This is a genomic window from Youngimonas ophiurae (nom. illeg.), assembly GCF_049803795.1.
In the GTDB taxonomy this organism is placed as follows: Bacteria; Pseudomonadota; Alphaproteobacteria; order Rhodobacterales; family Rhodobacteraceae; genus Thalassobius.
Genome location: NZ_JBNAGJ010000009.1, coordinates 45,573 through 72,068, shown reverse-complemented (window position 1 = coordinate 72,068; position 26,496 = coordinate 45,573). Strand labels below are relative to the sequence as shown.

At 61.3% G+C, this 26,496-nt stretch carries 33 protein-coding genes; 12 read left to right on the top strand and 21 right to left on the bottom strand.

Annotated elements, in window-relative coordinates:
* The first annotated feature begins 26 nt into the window (after positions 1-26).
* Positions 27-713: a DUF2270 domain-containing protein gene (locus ACP15O_RS16310; protein WP_425097246.1), complete on the top strand. Its 687-nt coding sequence runs from the start codon at positions 27-29 to the stop codon at positions 711-713.
* A gap of 120 nt (positions 714-833) precedes the next feature.
* On the opposite strand, the gene ccoP is transcribed toward ACP15O_RS16310, so the two are convergent.
* The 4 genes from ccoP to ccoN are packed head-to-tail and all read right to left on the bottom strand — an operon-like array spanning position 834 to position 4,265.
* Positions 834-1,706, bottom strand: coding sequence for a cytochrome-c oxidase, cbb3-type subunit III (ccoP, locus tag ACP15O_RS16305; protein ID WP_425097181.1), 873 nt, complete (start codon positions 1,704-1,706; stop codon positions 834-836).
* A 3-nt stretch (positions 1,707-1,709) separates the two neighbouring features.
* Positions 1,710-1,904 carry a cbb3-type cytochrome c oxidase subunit 3 gene (locus ACP15O_RS16300; RefSeq protein ID WP_425097180.1) on the bottom strand — a complete coding sequence of 65 codons (195 nt, stop codon included), beginning with the start codon at positions 1,902-1,904 and terminating at the stop codon, positions 1,710-1,712.
* A 15-nt stretch (positions 1,905-1,919) separates the two neighbouring features.
* Complete coding sequence (gene ccoO / locus ACP15O_RS16295) at positions 1,920-2,648, bottom strand: cytochrome-c oxidase, cbb3-type subunit II (protein WP_425097179.1); 729 nt, start codon at positions 2,646-2,648, stop codon at positions 1,920-1,922.
* 15 nt (positions 2,649-2,663) lie between these two features.
* Entirely contained in the window at positions 2,664-4,265 is a 1,602-nt protein-coding gene (gene ccoN / locus ACP15O_RS16290; RefSeq protein WP_425097178.1) for a cytochrome-c oxidase, cbb3-type subunit I, read from the bottom strand.
* Positions 4,266-4,468: 203 nt separating this feature from the next.
* Between ccoN and ACP15O_RS16285 the strand changes: the two genes are divergently transcribed.
* Positions 4,469-5,308, top strand: coding sequence for a universal stress protein (locus ACP15O_RS16285; RefSeq protein ID WP_425097177.1), 840 nt, complete (start codon positions 4,469-4,471; stop codon positions 5,306-5,308).
* A gap of 63 nt (positions 5,309-5,371) precedes the next feature.
* On the opposite strand, the gene fnrL is transcribed toward ACP15O_RS16285, so the two are convergent.
* A complete protein-coding gene (gene fnrL / locus ACP15O_RS16280) occupies positions 5,372-6,118 on the bottom strand; it encodes a transcriptional regulator FnrL (protein ID WP_425097176.1) in 747 nt (248 codons plus the stop codon).
* 67 nt (positions 6,119-6,185) lie between these two features.
* On the opposite strand from fnrL, the gene hemN reads away from it, so the two are divergent.
* Positions 6,186-7,541, top strand: a complete 1,356-nt coding sequence (gene hemN, locus ACP15O_RS16275; RefSeq protein WP_425097175.1) for an oxygen-independent coproporphyrinogen III oxidase — start codon at positions 6,186-6,188, stop codon at positions 7,539-7,541.
* A 9-nt stretch (positions 7,542-7,550) separates the two neighbouring features.
* Here hemN and era read toward each other — a convergent pair whose 3' ends face one another.
* The 10 genes from era to folK all read right to left on the bottom strand — a co-directional run bounded on the left by era (position 7,551) and on the right by folK (position 15,582).
* A complete protein-coding gene (gene era / locus ACP15O_RS16270; RefSeq protein ID WP_425097245.1) occupies positions 7,551-8,459 on the bottom strand; it encodes a GTPase Era in 909 nt (302 codons plus the stop codon).
* Between the two features lie 89 nt (positions 8,460-8,548).
* The gene (gene rnc, locus ACP15O_RS16265) at positions 8,549-9,232 is read right to left on the bottom strand and encodes a ribonuclease III (protein ID WP_425097174.1); all 684 of its coding nucleotides are present in this window, start codon (positions 9,230-9,232) and stop codon (positions 8,549-8,551) included.
* Positions 9,229-10,059 (bottom strand): signal peptidase I, encoded by an 831-nt coding sequence (gene lepB / locus ACP15O_RS16260; protein WP_425097173.1) that lies wholly within the window; start codon positions 10,057-10,059, stop codon positions 9,229-9,231. Before lepB ends, rnc begins: the two co-directional genes overlap by 4 nt.
* A gap of 55 nt (positions 10,060-10,114) precedes the next feature.
* Positions 10,115-10,516 carry a holo-ACP synthase gene (gene acpS, locus ACP15O_RS16255; RefSeq protein ID WP_425097172.1) on the bottom strand — a complete coding sequence of 134 codons (402 nt, stop codon included), beginning with the start codon at positions 10,514-10,516 and terminating at the stop codon, positions 10,115-10,117.
* Positions 10,517-10,519: 3 nt separating this feature from the next.
* On the bottom strand, positions 10,520-10,936 hold the full coding sequence (locus ACP15O_RS16250) for an ABZJ_00895 family protein (RefSeq protein ID WP_425097171.1): 417 nt from the start codon (positions 10,934-10,936) through the stop codon (positions 10,520-10,522).
* Positions 10,933-11,694 (bottom strand): pyridoxine 5'-phosphate synthase, encoded by a 762-nt coding sequence (locus ACP15O_RS16245; protein ID WP_425097170.1) that lies wholly within the window; start codon positions 11,692-11,694, stop codon positions 10,933-10,935. Before ACP15O_RS16245 ends, ACP15O_RS16250 begins: the two co-directional genes overlap by 4 nt.
* 44 nt (positions 11,695-11,738) lie before the next feature.
* Complete coding sequence (locus ACP15O_RS16240) at positions 11,739-12,401, bottom strand: DUF2062 domain-containing protein (RefSeq protein ID WP_425097169.1); 663 nt, start codon at positions 12,399-12,401, stop codon at positions 11,739-11,741.
* Between the two features lie 17 nt (positions 12,402-12,418).
* Positions 12,419-14,551: a RelA/SpoT family protein gene (locus ACP15O_RS16235; protein WP_425097168.1), complete on the bottom strand. Its 2,133-nt coding sequence runs from the start codon at positions 14,549-14,551 to the stop codon at positions 12,419-12,421.
* 28 nt (positions 14,552-14,579) lie between these two features.
* A complete protein-coding gene (gene rpoZ / locus ACP15O_RS16230) occupies positions 14,580-14,939 on the bottom strand; it encodes a DNA-directed RNA polymerase subunit omega (RefSeq protein WP_425097167.1) in 360 nt (119 codons plus the stop codon).
* A 76-nt stretch (positions 14,940-15,015) separates the two neighbouring features.
* Positions 15,016-15,582 (bottom strand): 2-amino-4-hydroxy-6-hydroxymethyldihydropteridine diphosphokinase, encoded by a 567-nt coding sequence (gene folK, locus ACP15O_RS16225; RefSeq protein ID WP_425097166.1) that lies wholly within the window; start codon positions 15,580-15,582, stop codon positions 15,016-15,018.
* A gap of 140 nt (positions 15,583-15,722) precedes the next feature.
* On the opposite strand from folK, the gene ACP15O_RS16220 reads away from it, so the two are divergent.
* From ACP15O_RS16220 to rnhA, 5 genes are all read left to right on the top strand, one after another.
* A complete protein-coding gene (locus ACP15O_RS16220; protein WP_425097165.1) occupies positions 15,723-16,289 on the top strand; it encodes a LabA-like NYN domain-containing protein in 567 nt (188 codons plus the stop codon).
* Between the two features lie 135 nt (positions 16,290-16,424).
* On the top strand, positions 16,425-17,375 hold the full coding sequence (gene ispH / locus ACP15O_RS16215; protein WP_425097164.1) for a 4-hydroxy-3-methylbut-2-enyl diphosphate reductase: 951 nt from the start codon (positions 16,425-16,427) through the stop codon (positions 17,373-17,375).
* Between the two features lie 7 nt (positions 17,376-17,382).
* Positions 17,383-17,997, top strand: a complete 615-nt coding sequence (locus ACP15O_RS16210; protein ID WP_425097163.1) for a LysE family translocator — start codon at positions 17,383-17,385, stop codon at positions 17,995-17,997.
* On the top strand, positions 17,994-18,587 hold the full coding sequence (locus ACP15O_RS16205; protein ID WP_425097162.1) for a class I SAM-dependent DNA methyltransferase: 594 nt from the start codon (positions 17,994-17,996) through the stop codon (positions 18,585-18,587). The genes ACP15O_RS16210 and ACP15O_RS16205 overlap by 4 nt, the downstream gene beginning before the upstream one ends.
* Positions 18,580-19,032 carry a ribonuclease HI gene (gene rnhA / locus ACP15O_RS16200; RefSeq protein WP_425097161.1) on the top strand — a complete coding sequence of 151 codons (453 nt, stop codon included), beginning with the start codon at positions 18,580-18,582 and terminating at the stop codon, positions 19,030-19,032. The genes ACP15O_RS16205 and rnhA overlap by 8 nt, the downstream gene beginning before the upstream one ends.
* A gap of 1 nt (position 19,033) precedes the next feature.
* On the opposite strand, the gene ACP15O_RS16195 is transcribed toward rnhA, so the two are convergent.
* Genes ACP15O_RS16195 through def (ACP15O_RS16175) form a run of 5 tightly spaced genes read right to left on the bottom strand, consistent with a single transcriptional unit; the run spans position 19,034 to position 21,491 of the window.
* Positions 19,034-19,270, bottom strand: coding sequence for a GlsB/YeaQ/YmgE family stress response membrane protein (locus ACP15O_RS16195; protein ID WP_425097160.1), 237 nt, complete (start codon positions 19,268-19,270; stop codon positions 19,034-19,036).
* Between the two features lie 9 nt (positions 19,271-19,279).
* Positions 19,280-19,516 carry a hypothetical protein gene (locus ACP15O_RS16190; protein WP_425097159.1) on the bottom strand — a complete coding sequence of 79 codons (237 nt, stop codon included), beginning with the start codon at positions 19,514-19,516 and terminating at the stop codon, positions 19,280-19,282.
* A 15-nt stretch (positions 19,517-19,531) separates the two neighbouring features.
* The gene (gene fmt / locus ACP15O_RS16185; RefSeq protein WP_425097158.1) at positions 19,532-20,437 is read right to left on the bottom strand and encodes a methionyl-tRNA formyltransferase; all 906 of its coding nucleotides are present in this window, start codon (positions 20,435-20,437) and stop codon (positions 19,532-19,534) included.
* Between the two features lie 41 nt (positions 20,438-20,478).
* Positions 20,479-20,976, bottom strand: coding sequence for a peptide deformylase (def, locus tag ACP15O_RS16180; protein WP_425097157.1), 498 nt, complete (start codon positions 20,974-20,976; stop codon positions 20,479-20,481).
* Positions 20,973-21,491 (bottom strand): peptide deformylase, encoded by a 519-nt coding sequence (gene def, locus ACP15O_RS16175; RefSeq protein WP_425097156.1) that lies wholly within the window; start codon positions 21,489-21,491, stop codon positions 20,973-20,975. The genes def (ACP15O_RS16180) and def (ACP15O_RS16175) overlap by 4 nt, the downstream gene beginning before the upstream one ends.
* A gap of 258 nt (positions 21,492-21,749) precedes the next feature.
* Between def (ACP15O_RS16175) and ACP15O_RS16170 the strand changes: the two genes are divergently transcribed.
* Positions 21,750-22,919, top strand: coding sequence for a MalY/PatB family protein (locus ACP15O_RS16170; protein ID WP_425097155.1), 1,170 nt, complete (start codon positions 21,750-21,752; stop codon positions 22,917-22,919).
* Here the strand turns inward: ACP15O_RS16170 and ACP15O_RS16165 are convergent, their stop codons facing one another.
* On the bottom strand, positions 22,920-23,279 hold the full coding sequence (locus ACP15O_RS16165; RefSeq protein WP_425097154.1) for a hypothetical protein: 360 nt from the start codon (positions 23,277-23,279) through the stop codon (positions 22,920-22,922).
* A gap of 256 nt (positions 23,280-23,535) precedes the next feature.
* Between ACP15O_RS16165 and ACP15O_RS16160 the strand changes: the two genes are divergently transcribed.
* From ACP15O_RS16160 to cbiB, 3 genes are all read left to right on the top strand, one after another.
* Entirely contained in the window at positions 23,536-24,516 is a 981-nt protein-coding gene (locus ACP15O_RS16160; protein ID WP_425097153.1) for a glutathione S-transferase family protein, read from the top strand.
* Between the two features lie 63 nt (positions 24,517-24,579).
* Positions 24,580-25,539 (top strand): threonine-phosphate decarboxylase, encoded by a 960-nt coding sequence (locus ACP15O_RS16155; RefSeq protein WP_425097152.1) that lies wholly within the window; start codon positions 24,580-24,582, stop codon positions 25,537-25,539.
* Positions 25,536-26,453 (top strand): adenosylcobinamide-phosphate synthase CbiB, encoded by a 918-nt coding sequence (gene cbiB / locus ACP15O_RS16150; protein WP_425097151.1) that lies wholly within the window; start codon positions 25,536-25,538, stop codon positions 26,451-26,453. Before ACP15O_RS16155 ends, cbiB begins: the two co-directional genes overlap by 4 nt.
* Positions 26,454-26,496: the final 43 nt, after the last annotated feature.

Here is a 26,496-nt window from a genome sequence, read left to right as displayed (position 1 = left end):
AATACGTGACCCAAACCGCGGGCAGGCTGGCCCAAGAAAACACCGCCAGGGATTTCGAACGCACCACACTTACCAATTCCGAAGTGACCGCCATCGCGCATCTGTACCGGGGCGAGGTCTATCGCAGCACAATCTGGCGCACGCGGCTGGATACGACCACGAACTGGGCCGTGGTGACGCTGGGGGTGGCGCTGTCGATCTCATTCGCCTCGCCCGATGCCTCGCCTTTGCCGCTGGTTCTGGTCGGGGTGCTGATCATCTTTTTCCTGATGCAAGAGGCCCGGCGCTATCGCTACTTCAACGTCTGGCGCGCCCGCGCCCGCTGGATGGAGACGCATTTCTATGCGCCCATGCTGTATGACGGCGATCTGCACATGGAGGAAAACTGGCAAAAAACCCTGTCCGAAGATTACCTGCGCCCCAAATACCATGTCGGCATGATGACCGCGATCGGGCGACGCATCCGGCGCAATTACCTGTGGATTTTGCTGATCCAGTCGCTGGCCTTTGCCGGCAAGCTGGCCGTGCATCCCACCCCGGTTGAATCTCTGGATCAGGCCTTTCGCCGCGCCGATGTCGGCCCCCTGCCGGGCGAGGTGATCGTGGTCTTCGGGGTGCTGTACATGTTTGCCTGGACCGGCATCGCCATCTGGAGCGATCAAAACGATAAAAACCGCGCGCGCGGGCGCAGCACGGACAGCTCGATGGGTTGAAATTCAGGACAGGTGCCTAAATTAATTGGCACCGGCCTTCCAGGAAACGCGCGAACAGGACGGAAGAGCCGGTGCCGAACTCGGGGACGCGGGAAACGCCCCCGAGTATTCTTTGGCGGGTTACTCGCCCCCGCCCAACTGGTGGACGTAGGTGGCAACCGCGCGGATCTGTGCTTCGGTCAGACGGGTGTTCCAGTTGGGCATCACGCCATAGCGCGAGTTGGTCACCGTCTCTTTGATGGCGTCATAATCGCCGCCATACAGCCAGATCGCATCGCTCAGGTTCGGAGCGCCCTGGAACCGATCCCCGGTGCCGTCCTCCATGTGGCAGGACGAGCATTCATCCGCGAACACAGTGGCACCGGCTTCGACCAGCGAAGCATCCATCGGATCGCCCGACAGCGACATGACGTAGTTCACGACCTGTTCGATCTGTTCGGGCTCCAGCAGCTCGTCCGCACCGAAGGCAGGCATTTCCGACAGGCGGGCCTCTTCTTCGGGGTCGTCCTCGTTGCGGATACCGTGGGTGACGGTGAAGTGGATGTCCTCGATAGAGCCCCCCCACAGCCAGTCATCGTCCAGCAGGTTGGGATAGCCGACAGCGCCAGCCGCGCCCGAGCCATGACACTGCGAGCACCAGGTTTTGAACACAGCCGCACCGGCCGACACGGCATAACCGTTCAGTTCGGCATCCCCGGCGATGTCGGTCAGCTCGACCGAAGCCAGCCTCTCGTTGATCGGACCCAGTTTGGTTTCATGAGCAGCAATATCCGCCGCCACGTCACCGCGGGTTGACCAGCCCAGGAACCCGGCCGTTGCGCTGCTGACACCGGGCCATGCAGGGTAGGCAACCGAGTAGATCACCGCCCAGAAGATACAGGCATAGAAGGTCCACAGCCACCAGCGCGGAAGCGGCGTGTTGAGCTCCTCAATCCCGTCCCATTCGTGGCCGGTCGTGCCCACATCTTGGTTTTGGTTTGGTTTTTTAGCCATTTCTCACGCCTCCTTGGCGTCACCACCGCGCGGGGCGGCGGGTTTGTCTTCGTGCCGGAAGGGGATGTCAGCCACGTCGTCGTAGACCTTCGAGGAACCGGGACGGAAGGCAAAGACCACCACCCCGATAAAGAAGGCAAACAACGCAATCAGCATCCAGCTATCCGCGAACTCTCGTAGGATCGAGTAGGTTTCCATGATGGTCCCCTCCCCTTACCGGCTCGCGTCCGGGGTGAAGGTCGAGAAATCAACCAGCGTTCCCAGCATCTGCAAATAAGCGACCAGAGCGTCAGCTTCGGTAACACCGGGCTGACCGTCGAAGTTGCGCACCTGCACAGCCTCGCCGTAGCGTTCCAGCAGACCGTCATAGTCGCTGTCCGGATCGGCCTGGGCGGCAAAGTCCGCTTTGGCGTTTTCGATCATCTCCTCCGAGTAGGGAACACCAACCAGGCGATGGGTTGCCATGTTATCGGCAATGTATTTCCCGTCGATCAGCTTGTTTTCCAGATGCCCGTATTTAGGCATGACCGATTCCGGCACCACCGACTGCGGATCGCGCAGGTGGTCAATGTGCCACTCGTCCGAGTAACGGCCACCCACACGCGCCAGATCAGGTCCGGTCCGCTTCGAGCCCCACTGGAACGGGTGGTCATACTGCGATTCCGCCGCCAGCGAGTAGTGGCCATAACGCTCGACCTCGTCGCGCATCGGACGGATCATCTGGCTGTGACAGACATAGCAGCCTTCGCGGATGTACACGTCACGCCCGGCCAGCTCCAGCGGGGTGTAGGGGCGCATGCCCTCTACGTCCTCGATGGTGTTTTCCAGCCAGAACAGAGGCGCAATCTGCACAATGCCGCCGATGGTCACGACCAGGAAGGCGAAGATCGTCAACAGAGTTACGTTCTTCTCAAGAATCGCGTGTTTATCAAGAATTGCCATTGTTCCGATCTCCTCTTACTCGGCCGGAACCAGGTGGTTCTTGGCTTCCACGGCTGGCGACTTCTTCACGGTCATGAACAGGTTGTAGCACATGATGACAGCGCCCAGCAGGAACAGGATTCCGCCCGTGCCGCGCACAACGTACATCGGCAGTTTCGCAGCCACGGTGTCAGCAAAGGTGTTCACCAGGAACCCGTTCGCGTCCACTTCGCGCCACATCAGGCCTTCCATGATGCCGGTCACCCACATGGATGCGGCGTACAGAATGATCCCGATCGTCGCCAGCCAGAAGTGCCAGGACACCAGGCTCAGACTGTACAGGCGTTCCTTGTTCCACAGCTTGGGCACCAGGAAGTACAGCGCACCAAAGGTGATCATCCCGTTCCAGCCCAGAGCCCCCGAGTGCACGTGACCGATGGTCCAGTCAGTATAGTGCGACAACGAGTTCACAGCGCGGATCGACATCATCGGGCCTTCAAACGTGGACATGCCGTAGAAACCGACCGAAATGACCATCATACGGATGATCGGATCGGTGCGCAGCTTGTCCCAGGCGCCCGACAGGGTCATCAGACCGTTGATCATACCACCCCAGGACGGCATCCACAGCACAACCGAGAACACCATGCCCAGCGTCGAGGCCCAGTCAGGCAGCGCGGTATAGTGCAGGTGGTGCGGGCCGGCCCAGATATAGATGAAGATCAGCGCCCAGAAGTGGATGATCGACAGCTTGTAGGAATAGACCGGACGTTCGGCCTGTTTGGGCACAAAGTAATACATCATGCCCAGGAAACCCGCCGTCAGGAAGAAGCCCACAGCGTTGTGGCCGTACCACCACTGGGTCATGGCGTCCTGCACACCGGCAAAGACCTGAACCGATTTAGAGCCGAAGAACGAAACCGGGATCGACAGGTTGTTGACGATATGCAGCATCGCAACAGTCAGGATGAACGACAGGAAGAACCAGTTCGCCACATAGATATGCGGCTCTTTGCGTTTCACGATGGTGCCGACGAAAACCGCCAGATAGGCCACCCAGACGACAGTCAGCCACCAGTCAACGTACCATTCGGGCTCGGCGTATTCTTTGGACTGGGTTGCTCCCAGGATATAGCCGGTTGCCGCCAGAACGATGAACAGGTTGTAACCCCAGAACACAAACCAGGCCAGGTTCCCGCCCCAAAGGCGCGCAGCCGAGGTCCGCTGCACCACATAGAACGACGTCGCGATGAGAGCGTTGCCGCCGAATGCGAAAATCACAGCCGAGGTGTGCAGAGGGCGCAGCTTACCAAAGTTGGCATAGCCCATGGCCCAGTCAAAGTTCAGCTGCGGAAAAGCCAGCTGAAATGCAATAAACGTCCCCGCAAGGAAGCCAACGACCCCCCACAGCGCGGTTGCGATCACGCCGGCGCGCACAACACCGTCGAGATATTCATTTTGAGGCGCGGGCTTGGCGTCCTCGCCAGTGCCCCGCAGCACGAACAGGAACGCGACAGCCGCGGCCAGAGCCACGGTAATCGCGTTCACCTGATAAGCCAGGTCACGCCCGTAATTGGCCGCGATCATCGCCAGAAGCGTGACCAGACCAAGCGCGATCAGCTTGATGTAATTTACCATTTTGCGTCCCTTCGTCTTGTACCCGCACGATTCGTAACCCGCGCGGGCGGTTCTAGACTGGCCGTTTAATGCGATTGGCTGCGTCCGGCTGCCTTGATCTGTGTCAAAACCCCCATCTGCATTTTTTGACACGGGTCAATGTGCCTCGGTCCGGGGGCGTCTAATCTAAGCCTGTAGCGGTCACATGCGGATGGGAGAAAACCATGGCCTACAAAAGTTTATTTTCGGTACTGACGGACACCAAGTTCATCGGCCCGGTGCTTGAGCGCGGGATCGCTCTGGCGCGGGCGAACGACGCGCATCTGGATGTGCTGTGCATGGGCGTCGATCGGACGCAAACGGGGTATTACTATGCGGGGGCCAACGCGATGGTCCTGCAAGAATCCCTGACCCGCGCCCAGGAAGAAGCCCAGGAAATCGAAGAGAAAGTCCAGACCCGCCTGTCGAAATCCGACATCCGCTGGGGAACGGATACCGGCGTGGCCCAGCTGGCGGACATCGGGCGCCATATCTCGGCCCATGCGCGGTTCTCGGATCTGGTGATTTTGCCGCAGCCCTATGGCAAGGATCACGGGGCCGAAATGGAGCCCGTGATGGAGGCCGCCCTGTTCGAAGGCAAGGTGCCTGCGGTGATTCTGCCCGACGGGGTGGACATGGCCGACACGCCTCGGAACATCACCGTCGCCTGGAACGAAAGCAACGAGGCCCTGACCGCCGTGCGCGCCGCCATCCCCTTTTTGCAGCAGGCCGATACCGTGCGGGTTGTGGTGATTGATCCTCCGACGCATGGGCCGAATCGCTCGGATCCCGGCGGTCTGCTGTCGCAATACCTGGCCCGTCAGGGTGTCCGTGCCGAGATTGACGTGCTGTCAAAAACCCTGCCGCGCGTATCGGACGTGCTGCTGCGCCACGCCAAAGACACCGAGGCCGACCTGATCGTCATGGGTGCCTACGGGCATTCGCGTTTCCGCGAGGCGATCCTGGGCGGGGCCACCCGCTATATGCTGGAGCAGGCCGAAATTCCGGTTCTGATGGCCCACTGACAACTGCACAAACAAAACGGGGCCCCAGCGGGCCCCGGCCTTTGTCTGCATCCAGCAACGGGATCAGGCGAAAATACCGCCATCCGCGTCATCCCCGGCCTCTTCCATCAGGCGGTTGTAATCGGGGACAGTCACGTGGCGCTTCCCCTCAAGATGGATCACCCCGTCGCGTTTCAGCGCGGAAATCTGGCGGCTGACCGTTTCCAGAGTCAGCCCCAGGTAATCGGCCATGGCCTCGCGTGTCAGGGGCAGGTCGAACACCAGCTCCCCATTCGCCGGCCGCAGGTTCAACGAGGCATCGCGCCGCGCGATGATCGACAAAAGCGAGGCGATCTTCTCGCGCGCGGTTTTTCGGCCCAGCACCAGCATCCATTCACGGGCGGCGTCCAGTTCGTCCAGCGTCATCTCCAGCAGGCGCTGCGCCACGTGGGGCGTGCCTTCCATCATCTGCTCGAACGGTTTCTTGCGGAAGCAGCACATCACCAGATCGGTGGTCGCCACCACATCATAGGCCGACCCCTCGCGCCCCGGACGCCCGACAAAATCGCTGGGCAGCAGCAGGCCCACCATCTGGGTGCGGCCGTCCTCCATCGTTTGGGTCAGCGTCGCGATTCCCGACACGACCGAGCCGACGAAATCCATCTTATCGCCCGACCAGATCACCGTCTGACCGGCCTCGAAGGTCCGGTAATATTTGATTTCTTCGAGCTGAACCAACTCGTCGGTATCGCACCGGGCGCACACAGCCTTGTGGCGAATGGGGCATTCTCCACAATGGTGATTGTGAGTCAGAGTTTCATCCTGAAGCATTTTTGTCCGTCGCGCGCTTGATCTGGGTCAAAGTTGACCCGTCCTGTTTCACCTAAAGGCTAGGCCTATGGAAACGAAAACGCAACTTGCAAAACTGGGGCTGTTTGACGCGAAGGTACCTCGTTACACGAGCTACCCGACGGCGCCGCACTTCTCAAACAACGTCACCAGCGGGGATTTCACCAATTGGATCAAGGGTATAGTCCCCGGATCCGAAATATCCCTGTATCTGCATGTGCCGTTTTGTCGCCGTCTGTGCTGGTTCTGCGCCTGTCGGACCCAGGGCACACAAAGCGAATCTCCCGTGCGTGCATATCTGGAAACGCTGAAGGCCGAATTGCAGCTGCTACGGCAGAATCTGCCGGAAAACGTGTCACTGAACCGGCTGCATTGGGGCGGCGGGACGCCAACCTTGCTGTCTGCCGCGATGATGACCGATCTGGCCGAGGCCATTCTGAACGTGGCCCCCTTTGCCCCGGACTATGAATTCTCGGTTGAAATCGACCCGAACGAGATCGACGATTCCCGCCTGTCCGCCCTGGCCGCAGCGGGGATGAACCGGGCCTCGATCGGGGTGCAGGATTTTGACGAGGGCATCCAGAAAACCATCGGTCGCCTGCAAAGCTATAACGTGACCCGTGACGCAATCGAGGCGATCCGCGCCCATGGTGTATACAGTCTGAACGCGGATATTCTGTATGGCCTGCCGCACCAATCCAAAGAGCGGATCACCGAAAGCGTCCAGAAACTGCTGTCGCTCAATCCCGACCGCGTGGCGCTCTATGGTTATGCCCATGTGCCCTGGATGGCGAAACGCCAGCAGATGATCCCCTCGGATGCGCTGCCCACCCCGCAGGAACGGCTGGACCTGTTCGAAACCGCCCGCCGCCTGTTCGTATGGGACAATTACGCCGAAATCGGGATCGACCATTTCGCCACCCAGTCGGACGGGCTGACCATCGCGCAGAAAACCGGCAAGCTGCGCCGGAATTTCCAGGGCTACACCGATGATACCTCGGATGTGCTGGTGGGGGTTGGCGCCTCTTCCATCTCGCGTTTTCCGCAGGGCTATGCGCAGAATAACGCCAGCACCGGGGCCTATACCGGCGCCATTCGGGACGGAGGTTTCGCCACCGCCCGCGGGCATATGTTCACCCCCGAGGATAAGCTGCGTTCACGCGTGATCGAGATGCTGATGTGCGATTTCCGCACCAACGACGCCGAGCTGCGCGACACGTTCCAGATGTCTCAGGCCAATCTGGATCAGCTCTATGCCGGGGCCAAATCCGACTTCAAAGGACACCTGGACCATTCGGGCGGAGGACTGTTCATACCCCCGGAATCGCGCCCGCTGACCCGGATGATCGCCCGCGCCTTTGACGCCTACGATCTGTCAAAAGCGGGGCATTCCTCGGCGATCTGAGCGGCGGGCTCAGGCGTTCCCGTCGCGGAAATCCAGCCCCATTTCGGAATAGCGCGCGGCCTCTTCCTGCCAGTTTTCACGCACTTTGACCTGCAAGAACAGATGGACCTTGCGGCCCAGGAATTCCTCCAGATCGGCGCGGGCGGCCTGGCTGACGGCCTTGATCGTCTCGCCGCGTTTGCCCAGAACGATGCCTTTGTGCCCGTCCCGCGCGACATAGATGATCTGATCTATCCGGGCCGAGCCGTCTTTGCGCTCGTCCCATTTTTCGGTCTCGACCGTCATCTGATAGGGCAGTTCCTGATGCAGGCGCAGGGTCAGCTTTTCGCGGGTCATTTCCGCTGCGATCATCCGCATGGGCAGATCGGCGATCTGATCCTCAGGATACAGCCACGGGCCTTCGGGCAGTTCGGCGGCCAGCCATTTGCGCAGATCGTCCACGCCGTGGCCCTTTTCAGCCGAGATCATGAACGTCTGCGCGAAATCGAACCGCGCGTTCAGATCCTCGGACAGCGCCAGCAGTTTTTCAGCCTTCACCCGGTCGATTTTGTTGATGGCCAGGGCGATCCGGCGGTGTTCGCCCAGATCGGCCAGACCTTCCAGAATGCGCTCTACACCCGGCGTGATCCCGCGATGCGCCTCGATCAGCAGCACGATCACATCCGCATCCGCAGCCCCGCCCCAGGCCGCCGCCACCATCGCGCGATCCAGACGGCGACGCGGCTGAAACAGGCCCGGCGTGTCAACGAATACGATCTGGCTGTCACCTTCCAGCGCCACGCCCCGAATGCGCGCGCGCGTCGTCTGCACCTTATGCGTCACGATCGACACTTTGGCGCCGACCATGCGGTTGGTCAGCGTGGATTTGCCGGCGTTCGGCTCTCCGATCAGGGCAACGAAACCCGCGCGGGTGGTCATCTGGGTGTCTCCTTTGGTCAGGCCATGGACATAGCCGGAAATTGCGGGTTTCACCAGCCCGCATCCGTTTCCACACCGCCAAATAAGGGTTAGCCTGCCTGCACCTGCGCCAGCAGCGCCTTGGCGGCGGCTTGTTCGGCCTGACGTTTGGACCCTGCCGTCGCCTGCGCCGTCTCCCCCGAGGCCAGCGTCACACCGATGGTGAAAACCGGCGCATGATCAGGGCCCGCGCGCTTCAGTTCGGCATATTTCGGAGGCTGCTGCCCCCGCGCCTGCGCCCATTCCTGCAACGCGGTTTTGGCATCGCGCGCGTCGGCCTTGACCGTGTCCACCCGTTTACCCCAGTGCCGCAGGATCAGCGTCTGCGCGGCCTCAAGCCCCGCATCCAGATAGACGGCGGCGATCACGGCCTCCATTGCGTCGCCCAGCAGCGCCTGTTTGCGCCGCCCGCCGGACATCATTTCCGAGCGCCCCAGCTTCAGCACATCGCCCAGGCCGATGTCGCGCGCAACATCGGCGCAGGTTTCCTTGCGAACCAGGGCATTGAAACGGGGGGCCAGCTGCCCCTCCGAGGCGGCCTGATCCTGGGACAGCAGCGCCTGAGCCATCACCAGCCCCAACACCCGGTCGCCCAGAAATTCCAGCCGCTGATTATCCTGCCGCGAAGGCGAGGACACCGAAGAATGCGTCACCGCGCGCAGCAGCAGTTCGGGCTGGGAAAACCTGTGCCCGATCCGGCCCTCAAAGGCCTTCAATTCCGCTGACAGCTTCACTCGATCCCCTTAAAGAAGCGATCACCCCGCCAGGCCCAGACCGAGAACAGCGACCGCCCCGCAGACGAGAACATGATGCGATCGGCGCGGCCAATCAGGTTTTCGAACGGCACAAAGCCCACGCCGCCCGCGGTTTTCGGCACGCGGCTATCAGTGGAATTATCGCGGTTATCGCCCATAAAGAAGTAGTGGCCCTCGGGGACGGTAAAGACCCCCGTGTGATCCGAGCGCTGATTGCCGATGTTCAGCACCGTGTGCTGCACGCCATTGGGCAGCGTTTCGATGGCGCGGGTTTTCTGACAGACACCGCCAGTGCCAACCGGGCCGTTTTCACAACGCGGGCGCAGACGCTGCGGGCCCTGGGCCTCGCTCGTTTCCTCGAACACACCATCGGGGGTCTGCGGCACCTCGCGCCCGTTCAGGAACACCACGCCATCCTTCATTTGCACGGTATCGCCGGGCAGGCCGATCAGACGTTTGACATAATCGGATCCGGTCACGGGGTGGCGAAACACGATGACATCGCCGCGCTCGGGCTGGCTGCCCATGATGCGGGTGTTCTCGCCGTCGATAAAGCCGCAGATGTCCTTGGCGTCGATGTTCAGACCAAAAGCGCGGATGCTGGGACACGAGGCATAGGAATAGCCGTAGACCATCTTGTTCACGAACAGGAAGTCCCCGATCAGCAGCGTGTCCTTCATCGAGCCCGACGGAATCCAGAAGGGCTGAAAGAACAGGGTCCGGAACACACCCGCGATCAACAGCGCATAGACGACGGTTTTGATCGTCTCGATCACGCCGCTGTCTTTCTTTTCCTTCTTCGCCATTCCTGAGGACTCCTGAGTTTTGATGCAGGCTACATGCGGGGTGGGATGCAAGGTGTCAACCCAGCGGACGGGCCTCGATCACGACAAAGGCCTGCGCCCAGGGGTGATCATCGGTCAAGGTTACGTGAATGATGGCCTCGTGCCCTTCGGGCGTCATGTCCTGCAACCGTTCGCGCGCCCAGCCTGTGACCTCCATCACCGGCTGGCCGCTGCGCAGATTGCTGACGGCCATGTCCTTCCAGCTGATGCCCATGCGCAGGCCGGTGCCCAGCGCCTTTGAGCACGCCTCTTTCGCGGCCCAGCGCTTGGCATAGGTGCCTGCCACATCCTTGCGGCGCTCGGCCTTGCGCTGTTCGGTTTCGGTGAAAACGCGGTTGCGAAACCTGTCGCCGAACCGATCCAGCGTGCCCTGGATACGGTCAATATTGGCCAGGTCCGTGCCGATACCCAGGATCATGGATCAACGCCCGTTCAGGCCCGATTTGGCGCCCAACCCCAGAAAGAACCGGGTCACCAGAAAGGCCAGGAATGCCTGCAACACCACAGCCCCCAGCAGCAGCCCCGCCCCCATCGGCTGAGACATCATCGCGCGCAGTTGCGGAATGACAAAGGTCATCACGACGCTGAACACCATGGTGATCGCCAGCACGACCAACGCCGCCGTCCGCGCGAATTTCCACATTTCGCTGCTTTCTGGCAGGCGTTTGGTGCGGCGGGCGAATCTGTTGCCCTCGATCATCGCAGCGAACAGAGGCGGCACGATCACCATCCCCCCGTTCGAGATGTCAAAGTCAAAGACCTGCCCGATCATCAATGTCAGAAACCACAGTCCAACGCTGACACCCAGAAAGACAAAGGTATATCGGGGGATGCTCATGCTGTTTCTCCGGTGCGGGCCAGATCCATCAGGCGGCGCATTTCGTGGATGGCCGGGGTCAGCCCGCGGAAGATGGCCTCGCCGATGATGAAATGGCCGATATTCAGCTCCATCACCTCGGGGAAGGCCGCGATGGGGGCAACGGTATCATAGGTCAGCCCGTGGCCTGCGTGCACCTCCAGCCCCAGCGAATGGGCATAGGCGGACATCTCGCGCAGGGCCGCAAGCTCGGCATCGCGATCGTCAAAGCGGCCCTCGGCATGGGCATCGCAATACGCCCCCGTATGCAGCTCGATCACCTGAGCACCGATGCGGGCTGCGGCCTCGATCTGTTTGCGATCAGCGGCGATGAAGATCGACACGCGGCAGCCAGCCTCGCGCAGGGGGGCAATGAAATGCGCCAGCCTGTTTTCTTCGCGCGCGACTTCCAAGCCGCCCTCGGTGGTGCGTTCCTCGCGTTTTTCGGGCACCACACAGACGGCGTGCGGTTTGTGCCGCAACGCGATTTTCTGCATCTCGTCCGTCGCCGCCATTTCAAAGTTCAGCGGCACCGAAAGAACCTCCATCAGCCCGTCGATATCCGCATCCGAGATATGCCGGCGGTCCTCGCGCAGGTGTGCCGTGATCCCGTCGGCCCCGGCCTGTTCCGCCAGCTTGGCCGCACGCAGCGGATCGGGGTAGGCCCCTCCGCGCGCGTTCCGCACCGTGGCCACGTGATCAATGTTCACCCCAAGGCGCAATTGTCCCAAAGGCTGCATCGCCTTCTCCTTCGATCTGAGTCGTTCTACCCCGTGCGCCGAACCTAGTCTGGTTTCTTACTGTCGTCAGCCGTCAGATGCGCTTTTTTCTTGAGCGCGGCCAGCTTGGCCTTCAGCGCGCCTTTGCGGCGGTGCTGATAGGCACGGATCAGGGGCACGCTGATGTAATAAATAATGATCCCGGTGAGGATGCCGGGGACGATGCCACCGATCATGTAGGGAAAGAACACCTCGTCGTAGAAGACGCGCAGCTCGTGCCATTCCACCTGGCGCCCAGTGAAGATCGCGAACAGGTTGTCCTTTAAATTATCGCCTGCATCCAGGAACTTACCCGCCAGGCTGCGCTTCACCTCATGATCGTCATGCGGCCCCAGGCCCAGCAGGAAATAGCCGGTTTTCATGCTGATCATGCCAATCGGCAGATAGGTCAGCGGGTTGCCAAAGAACGTCCCCAGCAGCGCCGCGATGATGTTCCCGCGCAAGATCAGCGCCAGCAGTCCGGCCACCACGAAATGCATCCCGTAGAAGGGGGTAAAGGTGGTCAGAACCCCGGCAAAGATCCCTCGGGCGATTTTTTCAGGGGAATCTGGCAGACGGCGCAGACGGTGTTTGACATAGAGCGCCGCGCGCCCCCAACCGCCGCGGGGCCAGAAGAATTCGAACACGATCTTCCAGATCGGTCTTCTGTCCCTGCGTTTGAATACCAAGGGGGCCGCCCTTCCTTTTAGCCAGTTTGCATTCCCGCCCGCGACGGATCGCGATGGCGCTGCACGGCGGCCACATCGCTCTCTGCTTCCAGGGCCGAAATCACCGAATGCAGATGCTCGGCGTCTCTGAGTTCCAGATCGACCAGCAGACGGAAGAAATCCGGCTTTCGGTCAAGAAAATTCAGGTCCGAGATATTGGCCTTTTGTTCGCCGATCAATGTGCAAATCCGTCCCAGTACCCCTGCGTCATTCCCAATGGTCAACTCCAGAGAAGCCGTGTGCACCGCCGGGTGTTTGCCCGCGTGCCAATGCAGATCCATCCAGCGTTCGGGCTGGTCTTCGTATTGGGTCAGCGCTTCGCAATCAATCGCGTGCACAACCACGCCCCTACCGCGATAAGTGATGCCGACGATGCGTTCGCCGGGCAGCGGGTTACAGCATTTGGCTAGGTCAAACCGCTGATCGGCGGACAGGCCGACAACGGCGCGATGCGGGGCCACCTCTTCGCCCTCGCGCGAGCTGAGCTCGGGGTAGACAGCGTGAATCACCTCGCGGGCGGTCAGCTCGGCGCTGCCAAGACGGGCCAGCACTTCGTTCCGGCCGTCGATCCGCAAATGGCGCGCGGCGGTGTCCAGCGCCTTATCCGTCGCCTTTTTGCCGACATGTTCAAAGGCCGAGCGCGCCAGTTCCTTGCCCAATTTGATAAAGCGTTCCCGATCCACGGCGCGCAAGGCCCGGCGAATCGCGGCCTTGGCCTTGCCGGTCGTGGCGATCTCCAGCCAGGTGGCCTGAGGCGTCTGCCCCTCGGCGGTGATGATTTCCACCGACTGGCCGTTTTTCACCCGCGTCCACAGGGGCACGCGCATCCCGTCCACCTTGGCGCCGACACAGGCGTTGCCGATCCGCGTGTGGATGGCATAGGCGAAATCAATCGGCGTGGCACCCTTGGGCAGCTTCACCACCTCGCCCTTGGGGGTAAAGCAGAACACCTTGTCCGAGTACATCTCCAGCTTCACAGCTTCCATGAACTCGTCGTGGTCCTCTTCTCCGCCCATCTGTTCGGACAGGTTGGCGATCCATTTGGCCGGATCCACGGCAAAGGGGTTTTGGCTGCGCACCCCATCGCGATAGGACCAGTGCGCGGCAACCCCGGTTTCGGCCACATCGTGCATCTGTCGAGTGCGGATCTGAACCTCGACCCGTTTGCCATCGCGCCCCGACACCGACGTATGAATCGAGCGATACCCGTTCGATTTGGGCTGGCTGATATAATCCTTGAATCGGCCCGGCACCGCGCGCCAGCGCTGGTGGATCACGCCCAGGGCGCGATAACAGTCTTCCTCGGAATCGGTGATGACGCGGAACCCGTAGATGTCGGACAGGCGGCTGAACCCCATGTCCTTTTCTTCCATCTTGCGCCAGATCGAGTAGGGCTTCTTCGCGCGGCCAAAGACCTGCGCTTCGATCTTGGCCTCTTCCAGTTCGTGACGCATGTCGCCGGTGATGCGGTGAATGACGTCGCCGGTTTCCTTCTGCAACATCACGAAACGGCGCATGATGCTGGCGCGCCCTTCGGGGTTCAGCACCTTGAAGGCCAGATCCTCCAGCTCTTCTCGCATCCACTGCATCCCCATCCGGCCGGCCAGAGGGGCGAAAATATCCATCGTTTCGCGTGCTTTTTGCACCTGCTTTTCGGGGCGCATGGCCTTGATCGTGCGCATGTTGTGCAGACGGTCGGCCAGCTTGACCAGAATCACCCGCAGATCCTTGGACATGGCCATGAACAGTTTGCGGAAGTTTTCCGCCTGTTTGGTTTCCGAGCTGGACAGCTGTAGATTGGTCAGCTTGGTCACGCCATCCACCAGATCGGCCACATCCCGGCCAAACCGCTTTTCGACTTCGGAATAGCTGGCTTTGGTGTCCTCGATCGTGTCATGCAGCAGCGCCGTGATGATCGTTGCATCATCCAGCCGCTGTTCTGTCAGGATCGCGGCAACAGCGACGGGGTGGCTGAAATAGGGCTCGCCCGAGTGACGGTACTGCCCTTCATGCATCAGGCGGCCAAATTCATAGGCCGCCCGGATAAGCTGTTCGTTGGTTTTCGGGTTGTAGTTGCGAACAAGTGCGATCAGGTCATCAACCGCAATCATACTCACCACTTCCTGTTTTAGGTGGGGCTTAGCCCTGCCCTTGTGCTTCCATCAGCTGACGCAGCAGCATTTCTTCGGACATGTCGTCCTCGGCCGGTTTGTCGGCCGGCTCGCCGCCGCCCATCAGCAGGGCCATGTTGTCGTCTTCGGGCATATCGACCTCGATCTGGGTCTGGTTGCTCTCGATCAGACGTTCGCGCAGCTCGTCGGCGGACTGGGTTTCCTCGGCGATTTCACGCAGGGCGACAACCGGGTTCTTATCGTTGTCACGGTCCACAGTGATCGCGGCCCCGGCCGAGATTTCACGGGCCCGATGCGAAGCCAGCATCACCAGCTCGAAACGGTTCTGAACCTTGTCTACGCAATCTTCAACGGTAACGCGGGCCATGGGGCACTCCAGTCATTGGGACAGCTTGTCTGAAAGGCGCTTTCTATGGGGAAAAATAGGCATTGACAACCCGGTTTCAAAGAGCCCGCACCTCTTTTATCGCCGCCTCGGGCAAATCAGCGCAGATTTCCCGTATTGTCCGGCCCAAAACCGGATGAGTCCAGTCAGGCGCAATATCCAGCAGGGGCACCAGCACAAAGGCCCGGTCTTGCAGGCGGGGGTGCGGCAGAATCAGCTGCTGAGGCGTGAGGCGCATCTGCTGCCCTAGCGGCAAGTCGCGCCAGGATTGAAACACCCCCAGATCCGGCAAGACCAGTTGCCCATAGGCCAGCAGATCCAGATCCACCGTGCGCGCGCCCCATCTTTGCTGTCGCAGGCGCCCCAGGCTGGACTCGATCTCATGCAGAAGCGCCAGCACTTCTGTCGGGGTCAGCCCGGTGCGCAACTGCGCCGCCGCATTCACAAAGTCCGGACCCGCCCCCGCCGGAAAGCACGGCGTCCTGAAAAACCGGCTTTGGCGAACAACTTCCGCCCCTCTTTTACCCAGTTCCGCAAGGGCAAGGTTCAAAACTTCAGCACTGCCCGTGTTTTCAAAGGCTTGATTAGACCCGAGGGCAATCAAGACAGGTTGATCAATTTCCACAGCCACCCTATCCTTTCGAGCGTACTAAGCCACTTGCGCACTGCTTCCGATAAACTTAATTCTTCTCAAGGCCGCACTTTCTTTTTGCACACTCACTCACGGACGGACAGGCGCGGCATTACATCGGAAGGGATTTTTTTATGTTCTACAAGGACGAACGGCTGGCGCTGTTCATCGACGGTTCGAATTTATATGCCGCTGCCAAAGCTCTTGGGTTCGACATTGACTATAAACTGCTCCGGCAAGAGTTCATGCGCCGCGGAAAACTGCTGCGGGCCTTCTACTACACCGCGCTGCTGGAAAATGACGAATACTCGCCCATTCGCCCCCTGGTTGACTGGCTGCACTACAACGGCTTCACCATGGTGACGAAACCGGCGAAGGAATTCACCGACAGCCAGGGCCGCCGCAAGGTCAAAGGCAACATGGACATCGAACTGACCGTGGACGCGATGGAGCTGGCCCCGCGTGTCGATCACATCGTGCTGTTCTCGGGCGATGGCGATTTCCGGCCGCTGGTCGAATCGCTGCAACGTCAGGGCGTCCGGGTCTCGGTCGTTTCGACGATTCGCAGCCAGCCGCCGATGATCGCGGACGAGCTGCGCCGCCAGGCCGACAACTTCATCGAGCTGGACGAGCTGAAAGAGGTCATCGGCCGTCCTCCGCGTGAAATGCCAATGGATCGCGAAGCCGACTATCAATCCTGAGGCGCACACGCCCAAGACAAACGAACCGGGGCCCCTGCCCCGGTTTTTTATATCCCGAACCGGGGCAGCGCAGCGCCTGAACACTGGACCCCGCCCGCCCAACGCCTTACCTGTGAAACCAACAGGAGGCCCCGCATGACCAAATCGCCGCTGACCATCTACCTTGCCGCCCCACGCGGGTTCTGCGCCGGCGTTGATCGCGCCATCAAGATTGTTGAAATGGCGATTCAGAAATGGGGCGCGCCGGTCTATGTCCGGCATGAAATCGTGCATAACAAATACGTGGTGGACAGCCTGCGCGATCAGGGCGCCGTCTTCGTCGAGGAACTGGAAGATTGCCCCGATGACCGCCCGGTGATCTTTTCCGCCCATGGCGTGCCCAAATCGGTGCCCGCCGCCGCCAAAACCCGCAATATGATCTATGTGGACGCCACCTGCCCGCTGGTCTCTAAGGTCCATATCGAGGCCGAGCGGCATTTCGAAAACGGGCTGCAAATCATCATGATCGGCCATGCCGGGCACCCCGAAACCATCGGCACCATGGGCCAGCTGCCCCAGGGCGAGGTTCTGCTGGTCGAAACCGTCGAGGATGTGGCCAGCGTGCCCGTGCGCGACCCTGCGAAACTGGCCTTTGTCACGCAGACCACCCTGTCCGTGGATGATACGATCGACATCATCGCCGCGCTGAACGAACGCTTCCCGCAGATCGTCGGCCCACACAAAGAGGACATCTGCTACGCCACTACGAACCGCCAGGCCTCGGTCAAGGCGATTGCGCCGCAATCGGATGCGCTGCTGGTGGTGGGGGCGCCGAATTCGTCCAATTCGCGGCGCCTGGTCGAGGTCGCCTCGCGCAATGGCTGCGATTATGCCCAACTGGTGCAGCGCGCCACTGAAATCGACTGGCGCGCGCTAGACGGCATTCGCACCCTGGGCATCACCGCCGGGGCCTCGGCCCCCGAAGTGCTGATCAACGAGGTGGTAGACGCCTTCCGCGACAGGTTCGACGTCACCGTTGAAATCGTCGAAACTGCCCAAGAGAATATCGAGTTCAAAGTTCCCCGCGTTCTGCGCGAACCTGCCTGAGGCCCTCATGATTACCGCTCAATTCCTGCTGACCGCTTTGGTTGTCGTCCTCGCCCCCGGCACGGGGGTCATCTACACGCTGGCCATGGGGCTGGGTCAGGGCCGCCGCGCCGCGATCATCGCGGCTTTCGGCTGCACGCTGGGGATTGTCCCGGCCATGGCAGCAGCCATTCTGGGGCTAGCGGCGGTCATGCACAGTTCGGCCCTGTTGTTCCAGGCGGTGAAATTTGCCGGCGTCGCCTATCTGCTGTGGCTGGCCTGGCAGGCCCTGCGCAGCGGGGGCGCCCTGTCAATCGACAGCCAGAAAGCGCGCCAATCGGCCTTTGCCATCGCGCGCCGGGGTATTCTGATCAACACGCTGAACCCCAAGCTTTCGATCTTTTTTCTGGCGCTGCTGCCGCCTTTCCTGTCTGGCACTCCGGACAACGCCACGGCCGAGATGCTGACCCTGGGCGCGGTCTTTATGGCGATGACCTTCGGCGTCTTCGTGCTGTATGGCGTTTTCGCTGCGGCCGCGCGCCGTCTGATCCTGTCCAGCGAGCGGGCGATGCGCTGGATGAACCGCTCCTTCGCCGCCATCTTTGCCCTGCTGGCCGGACGTCTGGCACTGGAGCGCGCATGACCCAGGATTCAGAGACCATCCAGGTCTACGACGCGCGGGCGCAAGAATATGCCGCAGTCACCCAGAACCATATCGAAACACCTTTGTTGCAGGCCTTTATCTGCGCCCTGCCCGCCCGCGCCTGCGTGCTGGATCTGGGCTGCGGGCCGGGACTGTTCGCGCAGGCCATGCAGAAGGCCGGACTGATCGTAGAGGCCACCGATGCCTCGGCTGAAATGGTCGCCCTGGCCAATCAACTGCCCGGAGTAACCGCCCGCCAAGAGAGCTTCTCGGAGCTGACGGCGCAAAGCACATACGATGGCGTATGGGCGAACTTCAGCCTGCTGCACGCCCCGCGCAGCGAAATGCCCAGCCACCTGTCACGCATCCACAGCGCCCTGAAACCGGGCGGACAATTTCACATGACCGTCAAGACCGGCCAGGGGGACAGCCGCGACCGGCTGGGGCGCTTTTACACCTACTATCAACCCGCCGAGATCCGCACCCTGCTGGAAACCGCAGGCTTCACCGTCATGAAAATCTCCCCCGGACGCGACAAAGGGCTGGACGGATCCCTGTCGGATTGGATATCCGTTGCCTCCCATGCCTGAACTCTTTGCATATACGGACGGAGCGTGCTCTGGAAATCCCGGCCCCGGCGGCTGGGGCGTTCTGCTGCGCGCCATGGACGGCGACTCCATCGTCAAGGAACGCGAGCTGTCAGGCGGCGAGCCCGAGACCACCAACAACCGGATGGAACTGCTGGCCGCGATCAACGCATTGGAAACGCTGGCAAAAGCCTCAACCATCACGGTGGTCACTGACAGCGCCTATGTCAAAAACGGCGTCACGGGCTGGATTCACGGCTGGAAACGCAACGGCTGGAAAACCGCCGCCAAGAAACCCGTGAAAAACGTCGAGCTCTGGCAGCGCCTAGACGAGGCCCAAGCCCGCCATAACGTGACCTGGGAATGGGTCAAGGGCCACGCCGGCCACCCCGAAAACGAACGCGCGGATGAACTGGCCCGCGCTGGCATGGCCCCGTTCAAACCGTGATCTATTTCCGCACGTAGATCTGCCACAGCCAGATCAGCAACAGCGCACCCAGGACCGCTCCGATCAGCCCGGCGAACGCGCCCATCACGGCCAGCAGAAACCGCAGCACCAGCCCCCCGATCAGCGCTCCGGCCATGCCAATCACGACGGTGGTCACGATGTCGGTTTCCAGCCTCATCAGCCGCGTCGCCAGAAACCCGGCAGCCGCCCCAATGATCACCAACCAGATAACGCCCATGACGGCCTCCTATTTTCGAAAATGCGTCGGCACGATGATCAGCGCCCCGATCGCGGACACAATCGCATCCACCCCCGCGCTGCCAAACCCCAGCCCGAACATGATCCGGACAAAGTAAAACAGAAACGCCCCGCCGATACAGACGATAACCGAGGGCAAAATCCCGTTCCGGGTAAATCCCGACTTCTCGGACAGATACCCCACGATCCCCGCAATCACGACCGTCCCAATGAGCGTTGGAAACATCTGAGCCTTCCCGAATTAAAGCACGGTGCCCCTGGCCAGAGGCGTCCCGCGCAAGAAATCCCCTGCATCCTGCGCGCCCTTCCCCGCCCGTTGCAAGCGCAAAATCCGAACAGCCCCCGTCCCGCACGCCACCGTCAGAGCATCGTCCAGAATCTCTCCGGGGGTGCCCGCCCCCTCAGCCAGACACGAGCCCAGCAGCTTCAGCCGCCCCCCGTCATGCTCGACCCACGCGCCAGGAAAAGGCGAGAGCCCCCGGATCTTCCGATCCACTTCGGTAGCGGGCGCAGACCAGTCCACAGCCGCCTCCGCCTTATCAATCTTATGCGCATACGTGACCCCGGCCTGAGGCTGCGGCTCAGGCTGCAAATCATCCAACCGGGCCAACGCCTGAACAATCAGCTCCGCACCCATCACGGACAAACGATCATGCAATTGCGCCGTGGTCTCTTGCGGGCCAATCGCCGTTGCCTCGCGCAACAATACGGACCCGGTATCCAGCCCCGCCTCCATCTGCATGATACACACGCCCGTTTCCGCATCCCCGGCCATGATCGCCCGATGAATCGGCGCCGCCCCGCGCCAGCGCGGCAACAAGCTGGCGTGAATATTCAGACACCCCCGCAACGGCGCATCCAACACCGCCTCAGGCAGTATCAACCCATAAGCCACAACCACAGCCACATCCGCCTCCAACGCAGCAAACGCGGCCTGCTCGGCCTCATCCTTCAGGGACACCGGATGACGGACCTCCAGCCCCAGATCGGCCGCACGCACATGCACAGGGGTCGGCCGGTCCTTCTTGCCCCGCCCCGCCTGACGCGGCGGCTGGCAATAAACAGCGGCAATCTCGTGCCCCGCCGCAACCAAAGCCTCAAGCACAGGCACAGAAAACTCGGGCGTCCCCATGAATACAACGCGCATCCGCTTCCCTTCTTTGCTCTTCAAATACTCAAAAACGCGCCCTATCCGCGCAGCTTCCTGGCTTTTCGCAGCAGCATATCCCGCTTCATCTTGGACAGACGGTCAAAATACATCTTCCCGTTCAGATGGTCGATCTGATGCTGCACGCTGGTCGCCCACAGCCCGACGAAATCACGCTCTTCGATCTCACCATCCTCATTCAGAAACCGTACCGTCACCGCGCGCGGACGCTCGATCTTTGCCGACACTCCCGGCAGATTGGGGCTGGCCTCTTCATGCGGGCGCAGCTGCACACTGGCGTGCAGCACTTCGGGATTGGCCATGCGCACCGCCTGCCCCCGCGCATCCGAGGCATCGACAACCGCCAGGCGCTGCATCACTCCGATCTGCACCGCAGCCAGACCAACGCCCGGCATGGCCTCCATCGTGTCGATCATATCATTCCAGATCGCCCGCGTGTCCTCGGTGATTTCAGACACCTCGGCCGCCGCCGTCCGCAGACGTTTGTCCGGCCAGGGAATACAGGTCCGGGCCGTCACGCGCGGGCCCGTTCGCGTTTCAGCTTCTGCATCTTGCGAGTGATCATCTGGCGCTTCAGCGGCTTCAGATAGTCAATGAACAGCTTACCGTTCAGATGGTCGATCTCGTGCTGCACGCAGGTCGCCCACAGCCCGCCGAAATCCTCGGTCTGCTCGTTGCCATTCACATCGAGCCACCGCACCGAGACATCCGCCGGCCGCGTGACCTCGGCATATTGATCGGGGATGGACAGGCAGCCCTCTTCGTAGACATTGGTTTCGTCGGACGCGGCAATGATCTCGGGGTTGAACATGATCAAGGGGCGCGGAGCTTCGCCCTCTTCCTTAACGCAGTCCAGCACGATCAGCCGGTGCATTTTCCCGATCTGAGGCGCGGCCAGACCGATGCCCGGCGCGTCATACATGGTTTCCAGCATGTCATCGGCCAGGCTGCGCAGCTCGTCCGACAGATCCGCAACAGGGTCGCAGACTTTCTTGAGCCGAGGGTCGGGGTGGATCAGGATTGGATGCTTCATGTGGGGCATTTATGATATGGCCAAGCCCCGCGCAATGGGCCAAAGTTTCGCGAAGCGACGGGCGGGGAAAGAGTGCATAAAATAATTTCCCAATAAATATCTATAAATATAAAAATCCCCCCAAACATATAAGATAAAAAGGAACATATTTGCAATATATCACAGAATATGAGAACAATACCACCGCAAAAACCGCCGCCTTGTTCCCCGCCCGTTTATCTGTCTAGGGTGCACATCAGACCACCAAGGAGACCGCGCATGAATTTCGACGAGATCATCAACCGCTTTGGCAGTCACTCTGTCAAATGGGACATGATGGAGAGCATCTATGGCGTTCCGGCGGACGATGGCATTCCGATGTGGGTGGCCGACATGGACTTCCCCGCGCCGCAATGCGTGCAGGATGCCGTGCAGCGGATGCACGATCACGGGATTTATGGCTATTACGGCGATGATACCAGCTATCGCGCGGCGATCTGCTGGTGGATGCAAACCCGCCACAACTGGCAGGTAGACCCCGACGCCATTTTTACCACGCACGGGCTGGTGAACGGCACCGCGATGTGCGTCGAAACCTATACCCAGCCGGGCGATGGTGTCGTGCTGATGACCCCGGTCTATCATGCCTTTGCCAAGGTGATCCGAGCCAATGGCCGCCGCGTGATCGAATGCGATCTGCGCAATGTGGATGGCCGCTATGAAATGGATTTCGACGCCTGGGATGCGCAGATGGATGGCTCGGCCAGGATGCTGGTTCTGTGCTCACCGCACAACCCCGGAGGACGCGTCTGGACCCGCGAAGAACTGCAAGGCGTCGCCGATTTCGCCAAGCGCCACGATCTGATCCTGGTTTCAGACGAGATTCACCACGATCTGGTGTTCCCCGGCACCACCCACACCCCCATGGCGCTGATCGAGGGCATCGCAGACCGCCTGATTATGATGACGGCCACCACCAAGACCTTCAATATCGCCGGCAGTCATTCGGGCAACGTGATCATTCACGACCCGGCGCTGCGCCAGAAATTCGCCGCCCGGATGATGGGGCTGGGGCTGTCTGCGAACGCCTTTGGCCTGCACATGGCCGAGGCCGCCTATTCCCCCGAAGGCGCCGCCTGGGTGGATGAGCTGGTGACCTATCTGGACGGCAACAAACAGCTGTTCGACGCGGCCATCAACGCCATTCCCGGCCTGAAATCCATGCCGCTAGAGGCCACCTATCTGGCCTGGGTCGATTTTTCCGGCACCGGGATGGAGCGCACGGAATTCACCGACCGTGTTCAAAAAGGGGCCAGGATCGCGGTCAATCACGGGCCGACTTTTGGCTCGGGCGGCGAGGATTTTCTGCGCTTCAACCTGGCCACTCCGCGCGCGCTGGTGCAGCAGGCGGTGGACCGGATGCAGGCGGCCTTTGCCGATTTGCAATAATCAGCCCCGCAGCTGATCTGGCAGCAGCGCCACGGCTTCGCGGTCCTCAACGGCGAAATCCACGGGGGCCGCGGTATGCGTTGCGGTCAGACGCTTGAATTCATAGATCATCTGCCCGCCTTCCTTGGCCGAGGCAACGATCAGACACTGATACAGGTGAAACCCGCGATCATAAATATCCACGAAACCGCGCATCTTCGGTGCGTTTTCCGCATCCAGCGCAAAGCCGGTGTCCCAGAACCGCAGGATGCGGAACATCTGTCCGCCTGCCTCGACCATCATACGGCTGGAGCGCTTTAGCCTGGCCTTGCGCGCGGCATCCAAACCCGCCTGGACCTCTTTCGAGATAAATGTCGACATGTGCCTTCCCCTCGTGCTGTCTCAAAGCATGGGCCAATCATGGTTGAGGTCAAGTTAACGTTTCATGACGCAGCGCAGCGTGTTGCATGGCCTTGCGCCCAAGGCCGAACGGCCCGCCCAACTGCCGATCCTGCCTGTGCCCCGCCGCGCGCCGCATAGAATCGCTTGCATGTGCAGCAACGCAGCCTGGCTGCGCGGGTGCGGGGATAGCCCCCTTTTTCCAATCCCATTAGAACGACGCCCAAAGGAGATGCCAATGGGACTTTTGGAGAATGGCACCTGGCGGGAGGACTCGCTGACGGGGCGCAATCAGGACGGGCGCTTCAAACGCACGACCACCAGTTTCCGCAACTGGATCACCCCGGATGGGCGCCCCGGCCCCAGCGGCACCGGCGGTTTCAGCCCCGAAAGCGGGCGTTATCATTTATATGTATCCTATGCCTGCCCCTGGGCCCATCGCACGCTGATCTTTCGTGCTCTGAAAGGGCTGGAGCCCCACATCCCCGTGTCGGTTGTCCACCCCGATATGCTGCGGGACGGCTGGACATTCGGCACCGATTTCGACGGGGCCACGGGCGATCGTCAATTCGGGCTGACCCACCTGCACCAAATCTATACCCGCGCGGCCCCCGACATTTCCGGGCGTGTCACCGTGCCGGTTCTGTGGGACTCGCACACCGGCACCATTGTGTCGAACGAAAGCGCCGAGATCATCCGCATGTTCAACACGGCCTTTGACGGGCTGACGGGCAACACGCTGGATTTCTGGCCCGCTCCCCTGCGCCCTCGGATCGAGGAGTTCAACTCTCGCATTTATGACACGCTGAATAATGGCGTCTACAAATCCGGCTTTGCCACCACCCAGGCCGCCTATGAAGAGGCCGTCGGCCCGCTGTTCGACACGCTGGACTGGCTGGAAACGCATCTGTCGCAGAACCGCTATCTGCTGGGCCCTCAAATCACCGAGGCCGACTGGCGCCTGTTCACCACTCTGATCCGTTTCGATCCGGTCTATCACGGGCATTTCAAATGCAACCGGGCCAAGCTGATCGAATTTCCGAACCTGTGGGCTTATACGCGTGCGCTGTATCAATGGCCCGGCGTGGCCGAAACCACCCGGATAGATCACATCATCCGCCACTATTACTATAGCCACGAAACGATAAACCCGTTCCGGATCGTGCCGATTTCGCCGCTCTTGGATCTGAACCGCCCACATGGACGGGACGCGCTGTAGCGCCCTCTTGTGCTGGACCCTGATTTGAGGGCATTGATCGCGCAGACATTCAAGAGGTTTGGCGTGACGAAAATCAGGGATCATGGCGGAGGCATCGACGCAGCCGTGGCACAATATGGCGGCACGCGCGCAGGCTGGGTGGATCTGTCGACCGGGATCAATCCGGTGCCCTATCCCGTGCCAGAGATTCCGGCGGATGCGTGGATGTCCCTGCCCGATCAGACCGCACAGAGCCAGCTGCTGAACGCCGCGCGCCGGTTCTGGAATGTCCCCGATGGCGCGCAGATCGTTGCCGCCCCCGGAGCCTCGGCGCTGATTGCCAACCTGCCCGCTCTAGCGCAGTCCGGCGGCGTCTATATCCCGCGTCCCACCTATAACGAACATGCCGCCGCGTTCAAGGCGCATGGCATCCCGGTCAGCCCCGATGATCCGGACCAGCCGACGCATGTCTACGTTCACCCCAACAATCCCGACGGGCGTTTGTGGCCCTCGCCTCCGCAGGACCGCGCGCTGACGATCATCGACGAGAGTTTCTGTGATGTGACTCCGGCCGAGACGCATATTCAACGCGCCGCTCGGCCCGGCACGGTGATCCTCAAGAGCTTTGGCAAATTCTGGGGGCTGGCTGGCGTGCGGCTGGGGTTTGCCATCGCGCATCCGCAGACTTTCGCGCCTCTGAACGGTCCCGGTCTGGCCGATCTGCTGGGGCCCTGGGCGGTCTCGGGGCCTGCGCTGGAAATCGGCGCCCACGCCCTAAGCGATCCCGACTGGGCGCAACGGACACGTCGCAGGCTGGCCGCGGATACCGCGCGACTGGATCGCCTGATGATCGCCGCCGGAGCCAAGGTGCACGGCGGCACCCCGCTGTTCCGACTGTATCGCGTCAGCGCGGCCTCTGCCTGGCAAGAGCGCCTGGCCAAACACCGTATCTGGACCCGCATTTTCCCCTATTCCGATCATTTTCTGCGTCTGGGCCTGCCTGCGCCGCAGCACTGGGCCCGGCTGGAGACCGCCTTATCATGACCTTGTTTTTCGCGATGATTCTGGACGCGCTGCTGGGCGAGCCGAAATGGCTCTGGTCCCGAATACCGCATCCTGCGGTGCTGATGGGGCGTCTGATTGCCTGGTGCGACGCGCGGTTCAACGCGGGCGCATTGCGAAGCTTCAAGGGCGCGCTGGTCATGGCCGCGCTGGCCGTGTTCGCCTGGATTCTGGGCGCATTGCTCAGCAGCCTGGGGCCATTGGCGGAAATCCTGATCGCCGCCATTCTGATCGCCCAGAAATCACTGGTGCAACATGTTCAGGCGGTGGCCGACGCGCTGCGCCTGTCCGTGGGCGATGGCCGCCGCGCGGTGGCGATGATCGTTGGCCGCGACACCGCGCAAATGGACGGCCCCGCCGCGTCCCGCGCCGCCATCGAATCCGCTGCCGAGAACCTCTCGGATGGGGTCATTGCGCCGGTTTTCTGGTTCCTGATCGCTGGCCTGCCCGGCCTGCTGTTCTATAAGATCACCAATACCGCCGACAGCATGATCGGGCACCGCACCCCGCGCCATCAGCAATTCGGCTGGGCCGCCGCGCGGCTTGATGATCTGCTGAATCTGATCCCTGCGCGGCTGACTGCGGGGCTGATCGCTGTGGCCTATCATCTGCGGGACTGGCCCGCGATCCGGGCCGAGGCGCTACAGCATCGCTCGCCCAATGCCGGCTGGCCCGAGGCCGCAATGGCCCGCGCCCTGAATGTCGCCCTATCCGGCCCCCGCGCCTACGAAGGCGAAATGCAGAGCTTCCCCTGGGTGAATCCGCGCGGCCAACGCCAAGCCGGCCCCGATGACATCGACCGCTCAGTCAGTGCCCTGTGGCGCGTCTGGGGGCTGACATTGGGCTGTGTGGCCCTGATCACCTTGGGGCAGGCATGGATCTGCTGGATTTTCTGACTTCCACCCGTCGCAGTGCTGCTGATAGGTTCTGACAAAGACT

Bases quoted from the DNA above. Each gene is read 5' to 3' on its own strand.
- ccoP (WP_425097181.1), bottom strand. From the start codon at position 1,706: ATGGCTAAAAAACCAAACCAAAACCAAGATGTGGGCACGACCGGCCAC.
- ACP15O_RS16300 (WP_425097180.1), bottom strand. From the start codon at position 1,904: ATGGAAACCTACTCGATCCTACGAGAGTTCGCGGATAGCTGGATGCTG.
- ccoO (WP_425097179.1), bottom strand. From the start codon at position 2,648: ATGGCAATTCTTGATAAACACGCGATTCTTGAGAAGAACGTAACTCTG.
- ccoN (WP_425097178.1), bottom strand. From the start codon at position 4,265: ATGGTAAATTACATCAAGCTGATCGCGCTTGGTCTGGTCACGCTTCTG.
- ACP15O_RS16285 (WP_425097177.1), top strand. From the start codon at position 4,469: ATGGCCTACAAAAGTTTATTTTCGGTACTGACGGACACCAAGTTCATC.
- fnrL (WP_425097176.1), bottom strand. From the start codon at position 6,118: ATGCTTCAGGATGAAACTCTGACTCACAATCACCATTGTGGAGAATGC.
- hemN (WP_425097175.1), top strand. From the start codon at position 6,186: ATGGAAACGAAAACGCAACTTGCAAAACTGGGGCTGTTTGACGCGAAG.
- era (WP_425097245.1), bottom strand. From the start codon at position 8,459: ATGACCACCCGCGCGGGTTTCGTTGCCCTGATCGGAGAGCCGAACGCC.
- lepB (WP_425097173.1), bottom strand. From the start codon at position 10,059: ATGGCGAAGAAGGAAAAGAAAGACAGCGGCGTGATCGAGACGATCAAA.
- acpS (WP_425097172.1), bottom strand. From the start codon at position 10,516: ATGATCCTGGGTATCGGCACGGACCTGGCCAATATTGACCGTATCCAG.
- ACP15O_RS16250 (WP_425097171.1), bottom strand. From the start codon at position 10,936: ATGAGCATCCCCCGATATACCTTTGTCTTTCTGGGTGTCAGCGTTGGA.
- ACP15O_RS16245 (WP_425097170.1), bottom strand. From the start codon at position 11,694: ATGCAGCCTTTGGGACAATTGCGCCTTGGGGTGAACATTGATCACGTG.
- ACP15O_RS16235 (WP_425097168.1), bottom strand. From the start codon at position 14,551: ATGATTGCGGTTGATGACCTGATCGCACTTGTTCGCAACTACAACCCG.
- rpoZ (WP_425097167.1), bottom strand. From the start codon at position 14,939: ATGGCCCGCGTTACCGTTGAAGATTGCGTAGACAAGGTTCAGAACCGT.
- ACP15O_RS16220 (WP_425097165.1), top strand. From the start codon at position 15,723: ATGTTCTACAAGGACGAACGGCTGGCGCTGTTCATCGACGGTTCGAAT.
- ispH (WP_425097164.1), top strand. From the start codon at position 16,425: ATGACCAAATCGCCGCTGACCATCTACCTTGCCGCCCCACGCGGGTTC.
- ACP15O_RS16210 (WP_425097163.1), top strand. From the start codon at position 17,383: ATGATTACCGCTCAATTCCTGCTGACCGCTTTGGTTGTCGTCCTCGCC.
- ACP15O_RS16205 (WP_425097162.1), top strand. From the start codon at position 17,994: ATGACCCAGGATTCAGAGACCATCCAGGTCTACGACGCGCGGGCGCAA.
- rnhA (WP_425097161.1), top strand. From the start codon at position 18,580: ATGCCTGAACTCTTTGCATATACGGACGGAGCGTGCTCTGGAAATCCC.
- ACP15O_RS16195 (WP_425097160.1), bottom strand. From the start codon at position 19,270: ATGGGCGTTATCTGGTTGGTGATCATTGGGGCGGCTGCCGGGTTTCTG.
- ACP15O_RS16190 (WP_425097159.1), bottom strand. From the start codon at position 19,516: ATGTTTCCAACGCTCATTGGGACGGTCGTGATTGCGGGGATCGTGGGG.
- fmt (WP_425097158.1), bottom strand. From the start codon at position 20,437: ATGCGCGTTGTATTCATGGGGACGCCCGAGTTTTCTGTGCCTGTGCTT.
- def (WP_425097156.1), bottom strand. From the start codon at position 21,491: ATGAAGCATCCAATCCTGATCCACCCCGACCCTCGGCTCAAGAAAGTC.
- ACP15O_RS16170 (WP_425097155.1), top strand. From the start codon at position 21,750: ATGAATTTCGACGAGATCATCAACCGCTTTGGCAGTCACTCTGTCAAA.
- ACP15O_RS16165 (WP_425097154.1), bottom strand. From the start codon at position 23,279: ATGTCGACATTTATCTCGAAAGAGGTCCAGGCGGGTTTGGATGCCGCG.
- ACP15O_RS16160 (WP_425097153.1), top strand. From the start codon at position 23,536: ATGGGACTTTTGGAGAATGGCACCTGGCGGGAGGACTCGCTGACGGGG.
- cbiB (WP_425097151.1), top strand. From the start codon at position 25,536: ATGACCTTGTTTTTCGCGATGATTCTGGACGCGCTGCTGGGCGAGCCG.